This window comes from Polaromonas sp. P4_F9, from assembly GCF_056401235.1.
The window spans coordinates 128673-143758 of the sequence record NZ_JBFUJT010000001.1 but is presented as its reverse complement, the minus strand read 5'-3'; the positions used below and the strand labels follow the sequence as shown (position 1 = coordinate 143758).

Here is a 15086-nt window from a genome sequence, read left to right as displayed (position 1 = left end):
CTTTACATTGGTACCTGGCGTCAGGATGTCGCGGTTTTGAACTCATGAAGGCCCTGCCGCAGCACCGCCCAGCCGCTGGTGATGGCCAGGCCCGCCATCACCGTCGCCACCGCCAGATCGGGCCAGGCCGTGCCGGTGCCGAACACGCCGAGCGCCGCCAGCATCACCGCGATGTTTCCGATGGCGTCGTTGCGTGTGCAGAGCCAGACGCCGCGCATGTTCGCGTCGCCGTCGCGCCAGGCGTACAGCATGGCGGCCACGCCGCCGTTGGCCAGCAGCGCAAGCAGGCCGATGGCGCCCATGGTGAACGCCTCGGGCGTGCCGCCTTGTGTGAGCATCCACAGCGCCCTGGCCACCACAAACACGCCAAACAGCAGCATGCTGGCACCCTTGAGCAGGGCGGTGCGGGCGCGCCAGAGCAGGCCTGCGGACAGCACTGCCAGTGTGATGCCGTAATTGGCCGCATCGCCAAAAAAATCAATTGCGTCAGCCAGCAGCGACACCGAGCCGGAACGCAGGCCCGCCCCTACCTCCACGCCGAACATGGCCAGGTTGATGGCGAGTGCCATCCAGAGGATTTTTCTGTAGCGCGGGCTGAGGGCCCTGTTGACGGCGTTGTGGTCATCGTGGCAGCAATGGGCCGACATGGGGGCTTCTCCAGATTCAGGGTTGATGGCAAGATTGGAAACCCTGAACCCACTTCAAGGTCAAGCCTCGCGTTTGAATGGCCCGGCCGTTACCGGGGACAAGCGGCTGCGCAGTGGACGGCGTTGTTGCAAGCTGTGTCCAATGATGGTGTTGGCCTGGTGTTGTCCGCTTGAATGTGGCTGAACGTGGCCGAGTGTGGCCGAGTGTGGCCGAAGATAGTGAATGGTTTAAGGGATGGTTTAAGGGTTGGTTTAAGGGGATCAGGAACTTGAATATGCAAATTGCGCGTTGGCAACCGGGGATTGTTGCGGCGCTGGCGTCGGCTTTCCTGTTTGGCGCCGGCACACCGCTGGCCAAGTGGCTGCTGGACCAGGTCAGCCCGTGGATGCTGGCCGGGCTGCTGTATCTCGGGTCTGGCTTGGGCCTGGGCCTGTATCGCTGGCTGCGGCGGGCCGCTACCCCCCGCCTCAATCCGGGTGAAATAGGGTGGCTGGTCGCGGCGGTAGTGTGTGGCGGCGGTATCGCTCCCGTCCTGCTGATGTGGGGCCTGTCGGCGATGCCGGCCAGCCATGCGGCCTTGCTGCTCAATGCGGAAGCGGTGCTGACGGCGCTGCTGGCCTGGGTGGTGTTTCGCGAGAACTTCGACAGGCGCATTGCCCTCGGCATGGCGGCCATCGTGGCGGGCGCCTTGTTGTTGAGCTGGCCTCAGCAGGAGGATGTGCCCGGTGCAATGGCGCTGACCTCGCTGTGGCCCGCGCTCGCGGTGACGCTCGCTTGCCTGTTCTGGGCGCTGGACAACAACTTCACGCGCAAGGTCGCGTTGGCCGATGCGTCATGGATTGCCTGCGTGAAGGGGCTGGCCGCCGGCGCCACGAATCTGCTGCTGGCTTTTCTGGCCGGTGCGGCGCTGCCCGGGCTGGCCAAGGTGCCGGTTGCCATGCTGGTCGGTTTGCTGGCTTATGGCGTCAGCCTCGCGCTGTTTGTGGTGGGCCTGCGGCACCTTGGCGCTTCGCGCGCCGGCGCTTATTTCTCCACCGCGCCATTTGTCGGCGCGCTGTGTGCGGTGATTTTTCTGGGCGAACCCGTCACCTGGCAGTTGCTGGCCGCCGCCGCCCTGATGGGCCTCGGAATCTGGCTGCACCTGACCGAACACCATGCGCATGTGCACCAGCACGAGGCGCTGGAACACGAGCACCTGCATTCGCATGATGAGCACCATGCGCATGAGCATGTACCTGCGGTTGAGGGGCCGCATTCGCACCGCCACCGCCACGAGCCCATGACCCACAGCCATGCGCATTACCCCGATGCCCATCATCGCCATGACCACTGAAAGGAGTAGCGACATGCGCACTGACAGCACGACCCCGGCACCGTACCGCATCAGCGAGGCGGCCGCCCTGAGCGGCGTGCCGGCCACCAACATACGGTTTTATGAAAAGGAAAAGCTCCTGAGCCCGCATGGAAGAAGCGAGAACAGCTATCGTTGTTATAGCAATGGCGATGTGCACCGGCTGCGCTTCATCCGCCTGTGCCGCGCCATGGACATGTCGCTGGACGAGGTGCGTACCCTGCTGGCGCTGGACCTGACCCGCAAGGCGGACTGCGCCACGGCACGCGAATCGCTGGATGGGCACCTGGTCCATGTGCGCGCGCGCCTGGCGGAGTTGAGGACCCTTGAAAAAGACCTGAAGGCCTTGCGCGACCGCTGCGACGGCACCGATGCGCTTTGCCACACCATTGAAGCGTTGCATGAGCGGGCCGATGCCTTGCCTGTGCAGGCAAAGCCGACCGCAGCGGTCAAGCGGCACGTCTGAGGTCACGCTTGCGTTACGCTCTCAGGTCAGTGTGCGTTTGTTGTCAAAAATCAGCGGGAGTTTTATGGTGAAAAGTTACGGGCGCAAGGCGCTGGCCTGCTTGTGTCTGGCAGGCCTGGCCTGCCTGCCGGCCATGAGCGCTGCACAGGGCAGTGTGTTTATTGAAGACTTGACCACCCAGGAGGTCAGTGCTGCGCTACGCGCCGGAAAAACCACCCTCATCATTCCGGTGGGCGGCACCGAGCAAAACGGGCCCCACATGGCGTTGGGCAAGCACAATACGCGGGCTAAAGCACTGGCCGGCAAGATTGCGGTGTCGCTGGGCAATGCGCTGGTGGCCCCGGTGCTGTCTTACACCCCAGAAGGCTCGGTGGAGCCGCCCACCGAGCACATGCAGTTTGCTGGCACCCTCTCTGTGCCCGAGGACGCCTTCAAAAGCATTTTGCGCGGGGCCGCGCGCAGCTTCAAGAAGCACGGCTTCAGCGATGTGGTGCTGGTGGGCGACAGCGGCAACTACCAGGCCGCGCTAGCCGCCGTGGCGCAGGGCCTGAACAAGGACTGGGCCAAAACGCCGGTACGCGCGCACTACATTGGCGAGTATTACCGCGCCACGCAAACTGCCTACGTGGCGGCGCTCAAGGCCAAAGGCCTGAGCGACGCTGAGATAGGAACCCATGCTGGGTCAGCCGATACCTCTTTGCTGATGGCGATCGACAGCACAATGGTCAGGCCGGAGCGCTTTGCCGAGGCGGCGCGTGCGGGCTGGCGTGGCGGCACCCTCGGGGACCCCCGCGCATCCAGCGCGGCCAATGGGCAACTGGGGGTGGACGCGGTCGTTAAAATTGCCACTGAGGCCATTAAAAAAGCGGTGGCCTTGCCGCGCTAGATTTTGTTTTTTTGAGCCTTGGGCCAGTGACCCGTTTTGAAAGTGAAAAGTAACATGCTGAAGCAAATGCGTAAAAATTATGGCGTGGCGGCAGCGCTGCTTGCTGCAGGTTTAGCGGTGGCCGGGTCGTGGGCGCTTGCCCAAACCGCCACCAAGGCGGTAGCACCAACGGCTGGGACATCGGCCACGGCAGCCGCTAGCCCAGCGGCCAAACCCGGTGGGGCTATCGACATGGTGAGCGGCATGCCCGCGGCCCTGGACAAAACCAATCTTTATAGCGAAATTTCGCCTGGCCGCTGGAGTCCTGCGGTGAGCGGCGCATTGGAGCGCGTCTATGTGCCCAACCGGAGTGACAACACGGTGTCGGTCATTGATCCCAACACGCTGAAAGTCATCGACACCTTCAAGGTCGGCGTCCACCCGCAACACGTGGTGCCCGCCTGGGACTTGCGCACCCTGTGGGTGGCCAATAATGCTGAAGGACGCACCGATGGCAGCCTGACGCCGATTGACCCTAAAACAGGCAAGCCCGGCAAATCGGTGCCCGTGGACGACCCCTACAACCTGTATTGGTCGCCCGATGGGCAATACGCCATTGTGGTGGCCGAGGCCTACAAGCGGCTGGACTTTCGCGATGCGCGCACCATGGCCATGAAGTTTTCCATTCCCACGCCCCAGTGCGCAGGCATCAACCATGCCGATTTTTCCATCGACGGAAAATTCGCCTTGTTCACCTGTGAGTTCAACGGTTCGATGACGAAAATCGACCTAGTGAACCGAAGCGTGATGGGCACGATCAAGCTTTCTCCTTACTTTGACCGCCCGGATGCGCTGGCCGCCATTGCCGCGCCAGGAAAAAAACCACGCTACATTGCCGACCCCGGCAAGCCAGGGTCCGACATTTGCACCACGCCGGGCATGCCGCAAGACGTGCGCATCTCGCCAGACGGCAAGACCTTTTTTGTGGCCGACATGATGGTCGATGGCGTTCATGTGGTGGATGGCGAAACCTTCAGGCAGATCGGCTTTATTCCTACCGGGGTGGGTGCCCACGGCCTTTACCCCAGCCGCGACGGCAAGAGCCTGTACGTGGCCAACCGCGGCAGCAACAAAATTCGCGGCACACCGGGCGGCAAAGGCAGCGTGTCGGTGATTGACTTTGCCAGCCGCGCCGTGACCAAAAATTGGACCATTCCAGGCGGCGGCAGCCCCGACATGGGCAACGTCAGCGGCGACGGCAAATACCTCTGGCTGGGCGGGCGCTACGACAACGTGGCCTACCGCTTCAACACAGACACAGGCGCGGTGGACAAAATCAAGGTGGGGCGCGAGCCGCACGGCCTGACCGTGTGGCCACAGCCCGGCCGGTTTTCTTTGGGCCACACGGGAAACCTGCGCTAAGGGGCTGCAGGGTGGCAGTCCTGCCTCCTTGCCGCTTCCTTGCCTAATCGTGCAGTGATGACAAAAACTGTTTGAGTTCGGGCGTCTGCGGGTTGCCAAACACCTCCGCAGGCGGGCCCATCTCATGCACGCGGCCCTGGTGCATAAAGATCACGCGGTCTGAGACCTTGCGGGCAAAGTTCATTTCGTGCGTCACCATCAGCAGCGTCATGCCTTCGTCGGCCAGGCTTTCGACCACGCGCAGCACTTCGCCGACCAATTCCGGGTCCAGTGCCGAGGTGATTTCGTCGCACAGCAGCACGGCGGGTTCCATGGCCAGCGCCCGTGCGATGGCCACGCGTTGCTGTTGGCCACCGGAGAGCTGATCGGGCATGGCATCAAATTTTTCTGCGAGGCCCACGCGGTGGAGCAGCTTGCGCGCCTGCTCGGTGGCTGCGGCACCGTCTTTCTTTTTCACCAGCGACGGGGCCAGCATGATGTTTTTCCCCACGGTGAGGTGAGGAAACAAATTGAAGCTCTGGAAGATCATTCCTACGCGTTGGCGCAGCTCGCGCATGGCCATGGCGCTTTCATGCAGCAAAGGTTTGCCATCCACGGTGAGCGCGCCTTGCTGAAACACTTCAAGGCCATTAATACAGCGCAGCAGCGTGCTCTTGCCCGAGCCGCTTTTGCCGATGATGGCGATTACTTCGCCCTGCGAAACTCGCAGGTCAATACCCTTGAGCACTTCATTCGTGCCATACGACTTGCGCAGGGCGGTGATTTGCACAATGGCGCGTTGTGCTGTTGATGCTGCAACAGCAGCAGCTTCTTCAACGGCGTTATTGGCGGTTTGCATTGATTTTTCTCTCCAGTGTCTTGGCGTACAGGCTGATGGGAAAGCACAGCGCAAAGTACAAAAGGGCCACACAGCTGTACACCACAAAGGGCTTGAAGGTGGCGTTGGTAATCATGGTGCCCGCCTTGGTCAGCTCGATAAAACCAATCACCGAGGCGAGCGCGGTTCCCTTCACTACCTGCACCAGAAAACCGACGGTGGGCGGGATGGCGATTTTGATGGCCTGCGGCACCACCACATGCTGCAGCAGCTCGCGAAAACTCAGCGCCAGGCTTTGGCCCGCCTCCCATTGCCCCTTGGGAATAGCCGCCACACAGCCGCGCCAGATTTCGGTCAGAAAGGCGCTGGTGTACAGCGTGAGCGCGACCGACGCGGCAACCCAGGCAGAGGTTTTGATGCCAAACAGCGCAAGGCCGAAGTAAGCCAGAAAAAGCTGCATCAACAGCGGCGTGCCCTGAAACAGCTGCACATAGCCACCGACCAGCGTGTTCATGCCGCGTAGTTTGGAAAGCCGGGCCACCAGCAAGAGCAGGCCAACAATGCCACCGCCGACAAAGGCAATCAGTGACAGCACCACCGTCCAGCGGGCGGCCAGCAAAAGGTTGCGAAAAATGTCCCAGACGGAGAATTCAACCATGGTCAGGCCTCGCGCCGGGCCGCCCCAAGCAGGCCTGCGACCCCTCGGGGGGCAGCGAACTACATGTAGTGAGTAAGTGTGGGGGCATATTTATTTATCTGCCAAAAAGGAAACGCGGACCCAGCCAGTTGAGCAGTTGTCTTACCCCGACAGCCAGCGTCAGGTAAACCAGCGTGGCCACGATGTAAGCCTCAAAGGCGCGAAAGTTGCGGCTTTGAATCAGGTTGGCGGCGTAGCTCAGCTCTTCGGTCGAAATTTGCCCGCACACCGCCGAGCCCAGCATCACGATGATGATCTGGCTGACGAGTGAAGGCCATACTTTTCGGAGTGCGGGCGGCAAGACCACGCGCACAAAGGTCTGCATGCGGTTCAGCGCCAGGCTCATCGCGGCCTCAATTTGCCCTTTGGGTGTGGCGTCAATCCCGGCACGAATGATCTCTGTCGCGTAGGCGCTCAGGTTGATCACCATGGCGATGATGGAAGCGACCTCGGGCGAGAGCTTGATGCCCGCCGCAGGCAGGCCAAAGAACACAAAGAAGAGCTGCACGATGAAGGGCGTGTTGCGGATGAGCTCCACATAGGTGCCCACGACCCATTTCAGCCAGGGTGCGCCGTGCGAGCGGACCCAGGCAAACGCCACGCCCGCTACCACGCCCATCATCGCAGAGATGACCGTCAGGCCTACCGTCCAGAGCACGCCCTTGGCGAGCAAGGGCCACTGGCTCAAGACCGCGATGAAGTCCAACTCAACCCGCATCTGGCTTCACTCCTTTTAAAAAATAACGACAGTCTCTTCTGCATCTCTACCAAGGCCGCCGTGGAACCGGCTTTACCGGGGCCACCAGCGGCGCCCCCTGCAAGGGGGGAGGCTACGCGAAGCGAGCCCCAACAGGGGTGTGCAACTCCCGCCGCCGTGGAACCGGCTTCGCCGGGCCACAAGCGGCGCCCCCTGCAAGGGGGGAGGGGGCTACGCAAAGCGAGCCCCAACGGGGGTGTGCAATATTTACTGTGGCAAATCACCGGCAGGGCGACCCAGCCATTTCACAGCCATCTTGTCAATGTCGCCTGCCTTTTTGCCCGTTGCGATGATTTCATTGACCTTCAGGCGCAGCTTGTCTTCGCCCTTGCCCACGCCAATGAAGTTGGGCGAGTCCTTGAGCAGCAGTTTGTACTCGGCAGCGAGTTGCGGGTTTTTGGCCATCATGTTGCCGGCGACTGAGGCACCCGTGGCAATCAGTTGCACCTGGCCTGCGACGAACGATGACACGGTGGCGTTGTTGTCTTCAAAGCGTTTGATGTCCGCGCCGGCGGGGGCGAGTTTGGTCAGTTCCTGGTCTTCAATCGCGCCGCGCGTCACGCCAATGCTCTTGCCTGACAGGTCGGCAAAGCTCTTGATGCTCATGGACTTGGGCGCAAAGACAGCCTGAAAGAAAGGCGAGTAAGCGGCCGTGAAGTCGATGACTTTTTCGCGCTCGGCGTTTTTGCCCAATGTGGAGATCACCAGGTCAGCCTTGCGGGTTTGCAGGTAAGGCACGCGGTTGGCACTGCTGACAGGTGTCAGTTCAATCTCGACGCCGAGCTTGGCGGCGATGTAGTTGGCCATGTCGATGTCCAGGCCCTGCGGCTTGAGGTCGGGGCCGACAAAGCCATACGGCGGAAAGTCGGTCGGGATGGCGATGGTGATTTTTTTGGCCTTCATCACGTCGTCCAGCGCCGTTTGTGCCTGCACGCCCGCTGCGACCAGCAAGGCGGCCGACATCATGCTCAGGGAAAACAGGCGTTTGGAGAGTTGGGGTAACTTCATAGCAGGGCTCCTAGATAGGTTGAGGATTCTTCAGGGGGTTTGGCCGGGCGCCGGCCGGTTTTGCGAACACTTGTAGGCAACTCTTGTGCCGATCTGGCCTTTGCGGGCGAAAGCGGGCTCAGCGCGCTGCGCAGGTGCGCCAGCGGATCGCCGCCCGCAGCCTGTAGCTGCAGGCCCGCCTGCACGTTGCCGATATGCGCCTGCATGAGTTGTTCGGCCAGCACGAGGTCGCCTTTTTCAAGGGCCTGCACAATGCGCACATGCTCCTCGCAGGACTGGGCCGCATCGTGCGAGGACTGGTACAGCATGGCGATCAGGGTGGTGCGTGCAGTGAAGTCGCGCAGGGTGTCAGCCAGCAGATTGTTGCCCAGGCATTCGGCCAGGCACACATGGAAGTCGCCCAGCAGAAAACTGCGCAGGCCGACGTCTTCTCCCTTGACCGCCGCTTTTTCGCGGGTCAGGTGGCTCTTGAGCTGCTTGAGGGCGGACTTGCTGACGTCGCGTGTGCAGCGAATCAGCCCCATCTCGATCACGCGCCGCGCCTCGAAGGCTTCACGCGCTTCCTCCCTGGAGGGCTCAATGAGATACCAGCCCCGCCGCGCACTGACCGTGACGATGCCGCGCGCGGCCAGGTGGGTCAGGGCTTCCCGCACGATGGTGCGGCTGCAGTCAAACAGCATGGCCAGCTGCTGTTCACCCAGGCGCGCGCCGGGCGCCAGCTTTTGCGCCATCACGGCTTCAATGATGCGGTTGCTGATGTGGGAGGCCGTGGTCATGCAGGAGGCAGTGCATATCCCGTGCCAGGGCCTGGACTGATTTAACTGGCTGGTATACAAGATATGTGCACCTGTGTGGTGTGCTGGTGCTGCAAACTGCAGCTTTTTGGGGCCGACCCGCACCAAACGCAGGCATTGCGGGCCGGGAGCGGCCGCGCTGCCATTTTTTCGGCGCTTGAGTGATCAGGCGCCAGGAGGCACCCATGGAACATCCCAATCGTCCCAATCGCGGTGGCTGGAAAACCTGCAGCCGTGGGCACAAGTACCGTGGCCCGGGTCCGTGCCCGATTTGCTGGCCGGGTGGAGTGAAGCGTCGCGCCAAGGCATCGCCCGTGCGGTGATCGCGCTCCTCCTCCTCCCGCAGCGGATCAGTCGAGCTTCGCGCCCGAGGCCTTGACCGCCTGGGCCCAGCGCGGCATTTCGGCCACCAGGAACTGGGCAAACTCTTCACTGCCCATGAAGGCCGGGTCGGCGCCCTGGGTCACCATGCGGTTGCGGATGTCGGGGCTGCTCATCACCTGTTTGAACGCATCGCTCAATTTGGCCGTGATGTCCTTGGGCAGGCCGGCAGGCGCCAGGAAGCCGTAAAAGCCCACCACCTCAAAACCCTTGAAGCCTGATTCGATGACGGTGGGCACATCGGGCAGGGCGGGGTTGCGCTCACGGCTGGTGACGGCCAGCGCCCGCACCTTGCCTTGCTTGTGGTAATTGGCCGCTTGCGGGATTGACTCGCCCATGAACTGCACCTGCCCGGCCATCAGGTCGGTGAAGGCCGGCGCGCTGCCGCGGTAGGGAATGTGAACCATGAAGAGCCCGGTGGCGTTCTTGAACATTTCGGGCACCAGGTGGCTGATGCCGCCGTTGCCGGCGGAGCCGTAGTTGACCTGGCCGGGCCGGGCGCGCGTGTAGTCCACAAACTCCCTCAGCGTGTTAACCGGCAGTTTGGGGTTCACCAGCAGCGCCAGCGGCTGCATGGCGGTGCGCGCGATCGGCGTGAAGTCCTTCAGCGTGCTGTAGGGCAGGCGGGTGTACAGGGCCGGGTTGATGACCATCACGCCGGTGTTGGCGAGCATCAGCGTGTAGCCGTCCGGCGCTGCCTTCATGACATCCTGGGCGCCCACCGTACCGCCGGCGCCCGACTTGTAGTCAATCACGATGGGCTGGCCCAGCACCGTCTGCAGCCGCTCGGTCAGCAGTCGCGCATGCTGGTCAAGCGGGCCGCCCGCCGGGAAACCGATCACCACGCGGATCGGCTTGTCGGGAAATGCGGCGAACGCCGTGGCGCTGGCGAGCAGCAGCGCCGCCACGAGGATGCGGGGCAGGGTCGAGAAGGCGGCGGGTAGGGTGAAGTGGCGCATGGTGTGTCTTTGTTTCTCTGTTTTTCGTGTGGATCGATGCACAGGGGCCAGCGATGGATGGATGGATGAATGGATGGATGAAAAAAACAAGGCTTTCACGTTCTGTGCGCAGCGCTCAGGGCGCTTTCATCATAGAGACGCCGGGTCACGCAGGTGACACTGTTTTATCGGGAGCTTCCCCGATGCAGGCGGCGCGAAGTGCGGGTAGGCTGTGGTGAACCGAGCCTTATCCGGAGCCCATCCTTGTCTTCACACCCGCCTGCCGACGCCTCCCTGCCCGATGCGGCCCCGCGCCACGACCTGCACTACCAGGTCTGGCCCAGGCGCTTGCCGCGCAGCATCACGCCTCCGGCCACATCGCTGTGGCACAACCTCGCCGTCAGCGCGCTGCGTTTTCCCGACAAGCCGGCGCTGGTGTTTTTTGACCGGGTGCTCAGTTATGCCGAAGTGCTGCGGCAAGCCGAGCGGCTGGCCGCCACCTTGCACCGGCTGGGCGTGCGCAAGGGCGACCGCGTGGTGCTCAACATGCAAAATTGCCCGCAGTGGGTGATTGCGCACTTTGCCATCCTGCGGGCCAATGCCGTGGTGGTGCCCGTCAACCCGATGAACCGGGCCGAGGAACTCAAGCACTACATCACGGACCCCGACGCCAGGGTCGCAATCACGGCGGCTGACCTGGCCCCCGAACTGGCCCGGGCCAACGCCGAACTGGCACCCGGTGAACGGTTGGCGCACCTGATCGTGACGCACTACAGCGATGCCTTTGATGCCAATGCCGGCGAAAACGGCGGCGACCTGCCTGAAGCCTGGCGCGACTGGCTGGGCAGCCGGCATGCGTTGCCCGCGCTCGAGGGCGGCTCCGTGATGCACTGGGCCGATGCCCTGGCCGATGGCGCTGGTGAATTGCCGGCGCACACGGCCACCCCGCAGGACCTGGCGGTGCTGCCCTACACCAGCGGCACGACAGGCCTGCCCAAGGGCTGCATGCACACGCATGCCAGCATCATGCATAACGCGGTGGCCAGCATTTTGTGGGGCAACAGCACCTTTGAAAACGTCACGCTGTCGGTGGTGCCCATGTTCCATATCACCGGCATGGTGTCGGTGCTGCATGCGACGATTTATGGCGGCGGCACGCTGGTCATCATGCCGCGCTGGGACCGCGAGCTGGCCGGGCGGCTGATCTCGCGCTGGCACGTAACGCACTGGACCAACATCCCGACCATGGTGATCGACCTGATGGCCAGCCCGAACTTCACCGAGTTCGACCTCAGCAGCCTGGTCTACATCGGTGGCGGCGGCGCGGCCATGCCGCAGGCCGTGGCCCAGCGTTTGTGGGAGCAATACGGCTTGCGCTATGCCGAAGGCTATGGCCTGACCGAAACCGGCGGGCCGTCGCACAGCAATCCCTATGATGCGACCCGGCAGCAATGTCTGGGCGTGCCTTTTGTCAGCACCGATGCGCGCGTGATCGACCCCGAGACGCTGAAGGAAGTCCCGCAGGGCGAGCAGGGCGAAATCATCATGTGCGGGCCGCAGAACTTCCAGGGCTACTGGAAGCGCCCGGACGCCACGGCCGCCGCGTTCATCGAGCTGGACGGCAAACGCTTTTTTCGTTCCGGCGACCTGGGGCGAATGGACGAGCAGGGTTACTTCTTCCTCACCGACCGGCTCAAGCGCATGATCAACGCGTCGGGTTTCAAGGTCTGGCCGGCCGAGGTGGAGGCGCTGATGTTCCGGCACCCGGCCATCCAGGAAGCCTGCATCATTTCGAGCAGCGATGCCTACCGCGGCGAAACCGTCAAGGCGGTGGTGGTGCTGCGCGCCGAGGCCAGGGGCAAGACCAGCGAGGACGACATCATCAACTGGTGCAAGCAGAACATGGCGGCGTACAAATACCCGCGCATCGTCCAGTTCGTCGATGCATTGCCGAAAAGCGGCTCGGGCAAGGTCATGTGGCGCACGCTGCAGGAAGTTGAAACCGGGAAACCCTGAACCGGCCACCGGCATCCCGGGTATTTTTGGGCGTTGTCAACTACCGGGATCGTCGCGCGCAGCGGGCTGGAGAAAACGGCTCAACCGCCGTTGGTCAGCCTGCGCGGCGTGATCTCCACCGACTCCGCACCGGTGCTCATCCAGACCGTGCCATCCTGGATGGTGACCTGCAGCTGCATGCTGCGTTCGGCCAGCCTGGCCAGCGCCTGACTTTGCGCCGCCTCGATCTGCCACACCACCAGGTTGGCTGCGCGTGTGAGCTTGGTCTCGATATTTTTCCACCACACCGGCGTGCTGCTGGAAAAACTGTAGGTGCTCACGCGTTCGGCCCGGCCCGCAGCGCGCATCAGGCGCTTGTCGTCGGGCTGACCCACGTCGATCCAGTGCTGCACGGCATCGGTGTAGTCCTTGTGCCAGAGCGCCGGCTCGTCCACGTCCCACAGGTCCTTGGCAAATTCCAGCTTGCCCTGCTTGTCGTCGGCGGGTACGTTCAGCGCAAAAGCCAGCAGGCGGATCATCATGCGTTCATCCGTCTCGGACGGATGGCGGGCAATGATGACGCCGTGGTCGGCGTACACCGCACGGTCCATGTCGGCGATTTGCAACTGGGCTTTGTAGATGGTGGCTTTGAGTGCCATGGGAAGGGGTTCCAGGTACGGCCCCGGTAGGCATGGGGCCTGCATTTAAACCCTCTATTGGAACAGCCTTTTGCGGGGTCGCCCCCATGGGACGGTCAGGGCGGGTCTTCGCCAGCAAGGTTTATCAATGCTGGCTATAGTTTGCCGATGCCAAGTTTGTCTGTTCTCGACCAGTCGGTTGCCGTCAGCGGCCGTACTGAAGATGCCTCCATCCGCGAAACCCTCGCGCTGGCCCGCCATTGCGAATCCTTGGGCTACCACCGTTTCTGGGTGAGCGAACACCACAGCCACCCCAGCATCGTCGGCTCGGCCCCCGAGGTGCTGATGGCGGCGATTGCCGCCACCACCCAGCGCATACGCGTGGGCAGCGCCGGCGTCATGCTGCCGCACTATGCGGCGCTCAAGGTGGCCGAGCAGTTCCGTGTGCTGGAGGCGCTGGCGCCCGGGCGTATTGACCTGGGCGTGGGGCGTGCGCCGGGTTCGGACATGCGCACCGCGCGGCTGTTGACTGCCAATCCCCACCAGTCGGCGGAACACTTCCCGGTGCAGGTGCGTGAATTGCAGGCCTGGGTGTCGGGTGTCGATTTGCCGGAAGGCCATTCCGGGCGCGGCGTGACTGCTAACCCCACGGGGCCGACCTCGCCCGAGTTATGGATGCTGGGCAGTTCCGACTATGGCGCGCAGCTGGCGGCGCACTATGGCCTGCCCTATGCCTTTGCGCACTTCATCACCGACGGACGGGGTGCGCAGCAGGCGCTGGATTTATACCGCCGGCTGTACCGGCCCAGCCCGCGCCACCCGCAGCCGCAGGCCGTGTTGTGCGTCTGGGCCCTGGCGGCCGATACCGAGGCGCAGGCCTGGCATCATTTTTCGGGCCGCGAGCGCTGGAAAATAGACAGGAACAAAGGCGCGCTGGGGCCGCTGCTTTCTCCGGCCGAAGTGGCGCTGCGACCCTACAGCGACGCCGAGCAGCCGGAGCTTGCCCAGCTCAGGCAGACTGCGCTGGTGGGCAGCGGGCCGCAGGTGGCCGCCAGGCTGCGCAGCCTGGCCGACACACTGGAGGTTGAAGAGCTGGCGGTGATCACCTGGACCCACGACCCGGCGGCGCGCCGGCGCTCCTACGAATTGCTGGCGCGCGAGTTTGTGCAGGGCGGTATCTCAAGCTGAAAATAACGAACCAAAAACTATCAACCGGGAAAAGCCGAGAAAAACCGAGACAACCGAGGACCCTGAATGACATCTCCCCTGTTTAGCGCCACCATTGCCGGCAGCCTGCCCAAACCCGCCTGGCTGTCGGAAACCAACAAACTCTGGCCGCAGTGGAAGGCCGAAGGCGATGAGCTCAAGCAGGCCAAGGCCGACGCCACGCTGCTCTGGATCAAGGCGCAGGAGGACGCGGGCCTGGATGTGATCGGCGACGGCGAGCAGTCGCGCCAGCATTTTGTGCACGGCTTTCTGGAGCAGGTCGCCGGCATTGACTTTGATCACAAGGTCAGGATGGGCATACGCGACAACCGCTATGACGCCATGGTGCCGCAGGTGGTGGCTGAACTGAAACTCAAAGGCCGTGTGCATGCCACCGAGGCACGCCTGCTGCGCGCCCACACCGCCAAAAAAATCAAGTTCACCCTGCCCGGCCCGATGACGATCGTCGACACGGTAGCCGACCAGTTTTACGGCGACAAGGTCAAGATGGCCATGGCATTTGCCGAGCTGCTGAACCAGGAAGCGCTGGCCCTGCAGGCCGACGGTGTGGACATCATCCAGTTTGATGAGCCGGCCTTCAATGTCTACATGAAGGAAGCCGCCGACTGGGGCGTGAAGGCGCTGGAGCGCGCCGCGCAGGGCCTGACCTGCACGACGGCCGTGCACATCTGCTACGGCTATGGCATCAAGGCCAATACCGACTGGAAGGCCTCATTGGGTGAAGAATGGCGCCAGTATGAGACCGTGTTTCCGGCACTGGCCAAAAGCAGCATCCAGCAGGTGAGCCTGGAGTGCTACCACTCGCATGTGCCGCCGCACCTGATGGCATTGCTCGAAGGCAAGGATGTGATGGTCGGCGTGATCGACGTGGCCAGTGACGAGATTGAAACGCCGGAGCAGGTGGCCGACACCATTGGCAAGGCGCTGCAGTATGTGCCCAAAAACCGCCTGTTGCCTTGCACCAATTGCGGCCTGGCGCCGATGGACCGTGAGGTGGCGCTTAAAAAGCTGCAGGCGCTGGCGCAGGGCGCCGCATTGGCACGCGAGCGCTACAAGTAGCCGGAACATCAGACACCGGAGGG

At 62.9% G+C, this 15086-nt stretch carries 15 protein-coding genes; 7 read left to right on the top strand and 8 right to left on the bottom strand.

From position 1 onward, the window contains the following. Nucleotides 1-20: 20 nt before the first annotated feature. Nucleotides 21-647: a cation efflux transmembrane domain-containing protein gene (locus tag AC1DUB_RS00680; RefSeq protein WP_477727862.1), complete on the bottom strand. Its 627-nt coding sequence runs from the start codon at nucleotides 645-647 to the stop codon at nucleotides 21-23. 275 nt (nucleotides 648-922) lie between these two features. On the opposite strand from AC1DUB_RS00680, the gene AC1DUB_RS00675 reads away from it, so the two are divergent. From AC1DUB_RS00675 to AC1DUB_RS00660, 4 genes are all read left to right on the top strand, one after another. Beyond that, complete coding sequence (locus AC1DUB_RS00675; protein WP_477719668.1) at nucleotides 923-1981, top strand: DMT family transporter; 1059 nt, start codon at nucleotides 923-925, stop codon at nucleotides 1979-1981. 13 nt (nucleotides 1982-1994) lie between these two features. Continuing rightward, nucleotides 1995-2465 carry a Cd(II)/Pb(II)-responsive transcriptional regulator gene (locus AC1DUB_RS00670; RefSeq protein WP_477719667.1) on the top strand — a complete coding sequence of 157 codons (471 nt, stop codon included), beginning with the start codon at nucleotides 1995-1997 and terminating at the stop codon, nucleotides 2463-2465. A 64-nt stretch (nucleotides 2466-2529) separates the two neighbouring features. Next, nucleotides 2530-3351 (top strand): creatininase family protein, encoded by an 822-nt coding sequence (locus AC1DUB_RS00665; RefSeq protein ID WP_477727861.1) that lies wholly within the window; start codon nucleotides 2530-2532, stop codon nucleotides 3349-3351. Nucleotides 3352-3405: 54 nt separating this feature from the next. Further along, complete coding sequence (locus AC1DUB_RS00660) at nucleotides 3406-4752, top strand: YVTN family beta-propeller repeat protein (RefSeq protein ID WP_477727860.1); 1347 nt, start codon at nucleotides 3406-3408, stop codon at nucleotides 4750-4752. Nucleotides 4753-4795: 43 nt separating this feature from the next. On the opposite strand, the gene AC1DUB_RS00655 is transcribed toward AC1DUB_RS00660, so the two are convergent. The 6 genes from AC1DUB_RS00655 to AC1DUB_RS00630 all read right to left on the bottom strand — a co-directional run bounded on the left by AC1DUB_RS00655 (nucleotide 4796) and on the right by AC1DUB_RS00630 (nucleotide 10165). Continuing rightward, nucleotides 4796-5590, bottom strand: coding sequence for an amino acid ABC transporter ATP-binding protein (locus tag AC1DUB_RS00655; protein WP_477727859.1), 795 nt, complete (start codon nucleotides 5588-5590; stop codon nucleotides 4796-4798). After that, entirely contained in the window at nucleotides 5574-6227 is a 654-nt protein-coding gene (locus AC1DUB_RS00650; RefSeq protein ID WP_477727858.1) for an amino acid ABC transporter permease, read from the bottom strand. Before AC1DUB_RS00650 ends, AC1DUB_RS00655 begins: the two co-directional genes overlap by 17 nt. Nucleotides 6228-6321: 94 nt before the next feature. Then, entirely contained in the window at nucleotides 6322-6984 is a 663-nt protein-coding gene (locus tag AC1DUB_RS00645) for an amino acid ABC transporter permease (protein ID WP_477727857.1), read from the bottom strand. Between the two features lie 246 nt (nucleotides 6985-7230). Beyond that, the gene (locus tag AC1DUB_RS00640; protein WP_477727856.1) at nucleotides 7231-8031 is read right to left on the bottom strand and encodes a transporter substrate-binding domain-containing protein; all 801 of its coding nucleotides are present in this window, start codon (nucleotides 8029-8031) and stop codon (nucleotides 7231-7233) included. Next, nucleotides 8028-8807: a GntR family transcriptional regulator gene (locus AC1DUB_RS00635; protein ID WP_477727855.1), complete on the bottom strand. Its 780-nt coding sequence runs from the start codon at nucleotides 8805-8807 to the stop codon at nucleotides 8028-8030. Before AC1DUB_RS00635 ends, AC1DUB_RS00640 begins: the two co-directional genes overlap by 4 nt. A gap of 368 nt (nucleotides 8808-9175) precedes the next feature. Beyond that, entirely contained in the window at nucleotides 9176-10165 is a 990-nt protein-coding gene (locus AC1DUB_RS00630; RefSeq protein WP_477727854.1) for a Bug family tripartite tricarboxylate transporter substrate binding protein, read from the bottom strand. A gap of 300 nt (nucleotides 10166-10465) precedes the next feature. Here AC1DUB_RS00630 and AC1DUB_RS00625 point away from each other — a divergent pair, with 300 nt between their 5' ends. Continuing rightward, nucleotides 10466-12160 carry a long-chain fatty acid--CoA ligase gene (locus AC1DUB_RS00625; protein WP_477728077.1) on the top strand — a complete coding sequence of 565 codons (1695 nt, stop codon included), beginning with the start codon at nucleotides 10466-10468 and terminating at the stop codon, nucleotides 12158-12160. Nucleotides 12161-12240: 80 nt separating this feature from the next. Here AC1DUB_RS00625 and AC1DUB_RS00620 read toward each other — a convergent pair whose 3' ends face one another. Next, nucleotides 12241-12798, bottom strand: coding sequence for a YaeQ family protein (locus tag AC1DUB_RS00620; RefSeq protein WP_477727853.1), 558 nt, complete (start codon nucleotides 12796-12798; stop codon nucleotides 12241-12243). Between the two features lie 147 nt (nucleotides 12799-12945). Between AC1DUB_RS00620 and AC1DUB_RS00615 the strand changes: the two genes are divergently transcribed. After that, nucleotides 12946-13965, top strand: a complete 1020-nt coding sequence (locus AC1DUB_RS00615) for an LLM class flavin-dependent oxidoreductase (protein ID WP_477727852.1) — start codon at nucleotides 12946-12948, stop codon at nucleotides 13963-13965. Between the two features lie 78 nt (nucleotides 13966-14043). Continuing rightward, nucleotides 14044-15063, top strand: a complete 1020-nt coding sequence (locus AC1DUB_RS00610) for a methionine synthase (protein ID WP_477719687.1) — start codon at nucleotides 14044-14046, stop codon at nucleotides 15061-15063. The last annotated feature ends 23 nt before the right edge of the window (nucleotides 15064-15086 follow it).

What these genes read in the sequence shown, in the direction of transcription:
- AC1DUB_RS00680 (WP_477727862.1), bottom strand. Translation starts at nt 647, where the DNA reads ATGTCGGCCCATTGCTGCCACGATGACCACAACGCCGTCAACAGGGCC.
- AC1DUB_RS00675 (WP_477719668.1), top strand. Translation starts at nt 923, where the DNA reads ATGCAAATTGCGCGTTGGCAACCGGGGATTGTTGCGGCGCTGGCGTCG.
- AC1DUB_RS00670 (WP_477719667.1), top strand. Translation starts at nt 1,995, where the DNA reads ATGCGCACTGACAGCACGACCCCGGCACCGTACCGCATCAGCGAGGCG.
- AC1DUB_RS00665 (WP_477727861.1), top strand. Translation starts at nt 2,530, where the DNA reads ATGGTGAAAAGTTACGGGCGCAAGGCGCTGGCCTGCTTGTGTCTGGCA.
- AC1DUB_RS00660 (WP_477727860.1), top strand. Translation starts at nt 3,406, where the DNA reads ATGCTGAAGCAAATGCGTAAAAATTATGGCGTGGCGGCAGCGCTGCTT.
- AC1DUB_RS00655 (WP_477727859.1), bottom strand. Translation starts at nt 5,590, where the DNA reads ATGCAAACCGCCAATAACGCCGTTGAAGAAGCTGCTGCTGTTGCAGCA.
- AC1DUB_RS00650 (WP_477727858.1), bottom strand. Translation starts at nt 6,227, where the DNA reads ATGGTTGAATTCTCCGTCTGGGACATTTTTCGCAACCTTTTGCTGGCC.
- AC1DUB_RS00645 (WP_477727857.1), bottom strand. Translation starts at nt 6,984, where the DNA reads ATGCGGGTTGAGTTGGACTTCATCGCGGTCTTGAGCCAGTGGCCCTTG.
- AC1DUB_RS00640 (WP_477727856.1), bottom strand. Translation starts at nt 8,031, where the DNA reads ATGAAGTTACCCCAACTCTCCAAACGCCTGTTTTCCCTGAGCATGATG.
- AC1DUB_RS00635 (WP_477727855.1), bottom strand. Translation starts at nt 8,807, where the DNA reads ATGACCACGGCCTCCCACATCAGCAACCGCATCATTGAAGCCGTGATG.
- AC1DUB_RS00630 (WP_477727854.1), bottom strand. Translation starts at nt 10,165, where the DNA reads ATGCGCCACTTCACCCTACCCGCCGCCTTCTCGACCCTGCCCCGCATC.
- AC1DUB_RS00620 (WP_477727853.1), bottom strand. Translation starts at nt 12,798, where the DNA reads ATGGCACTCAAAGCCACCATCTACAAAGCCCAGTTGCAAATCGCCGAC.
- AC1DUB_RS00615 (WP_477727852.1), top strand. Translation starts at nt 12,946, where the DNA reads ATGCCAAGTTTGTCTGTTCTCGACCAGTCGGTTGCCGTCAGCGGCCGT.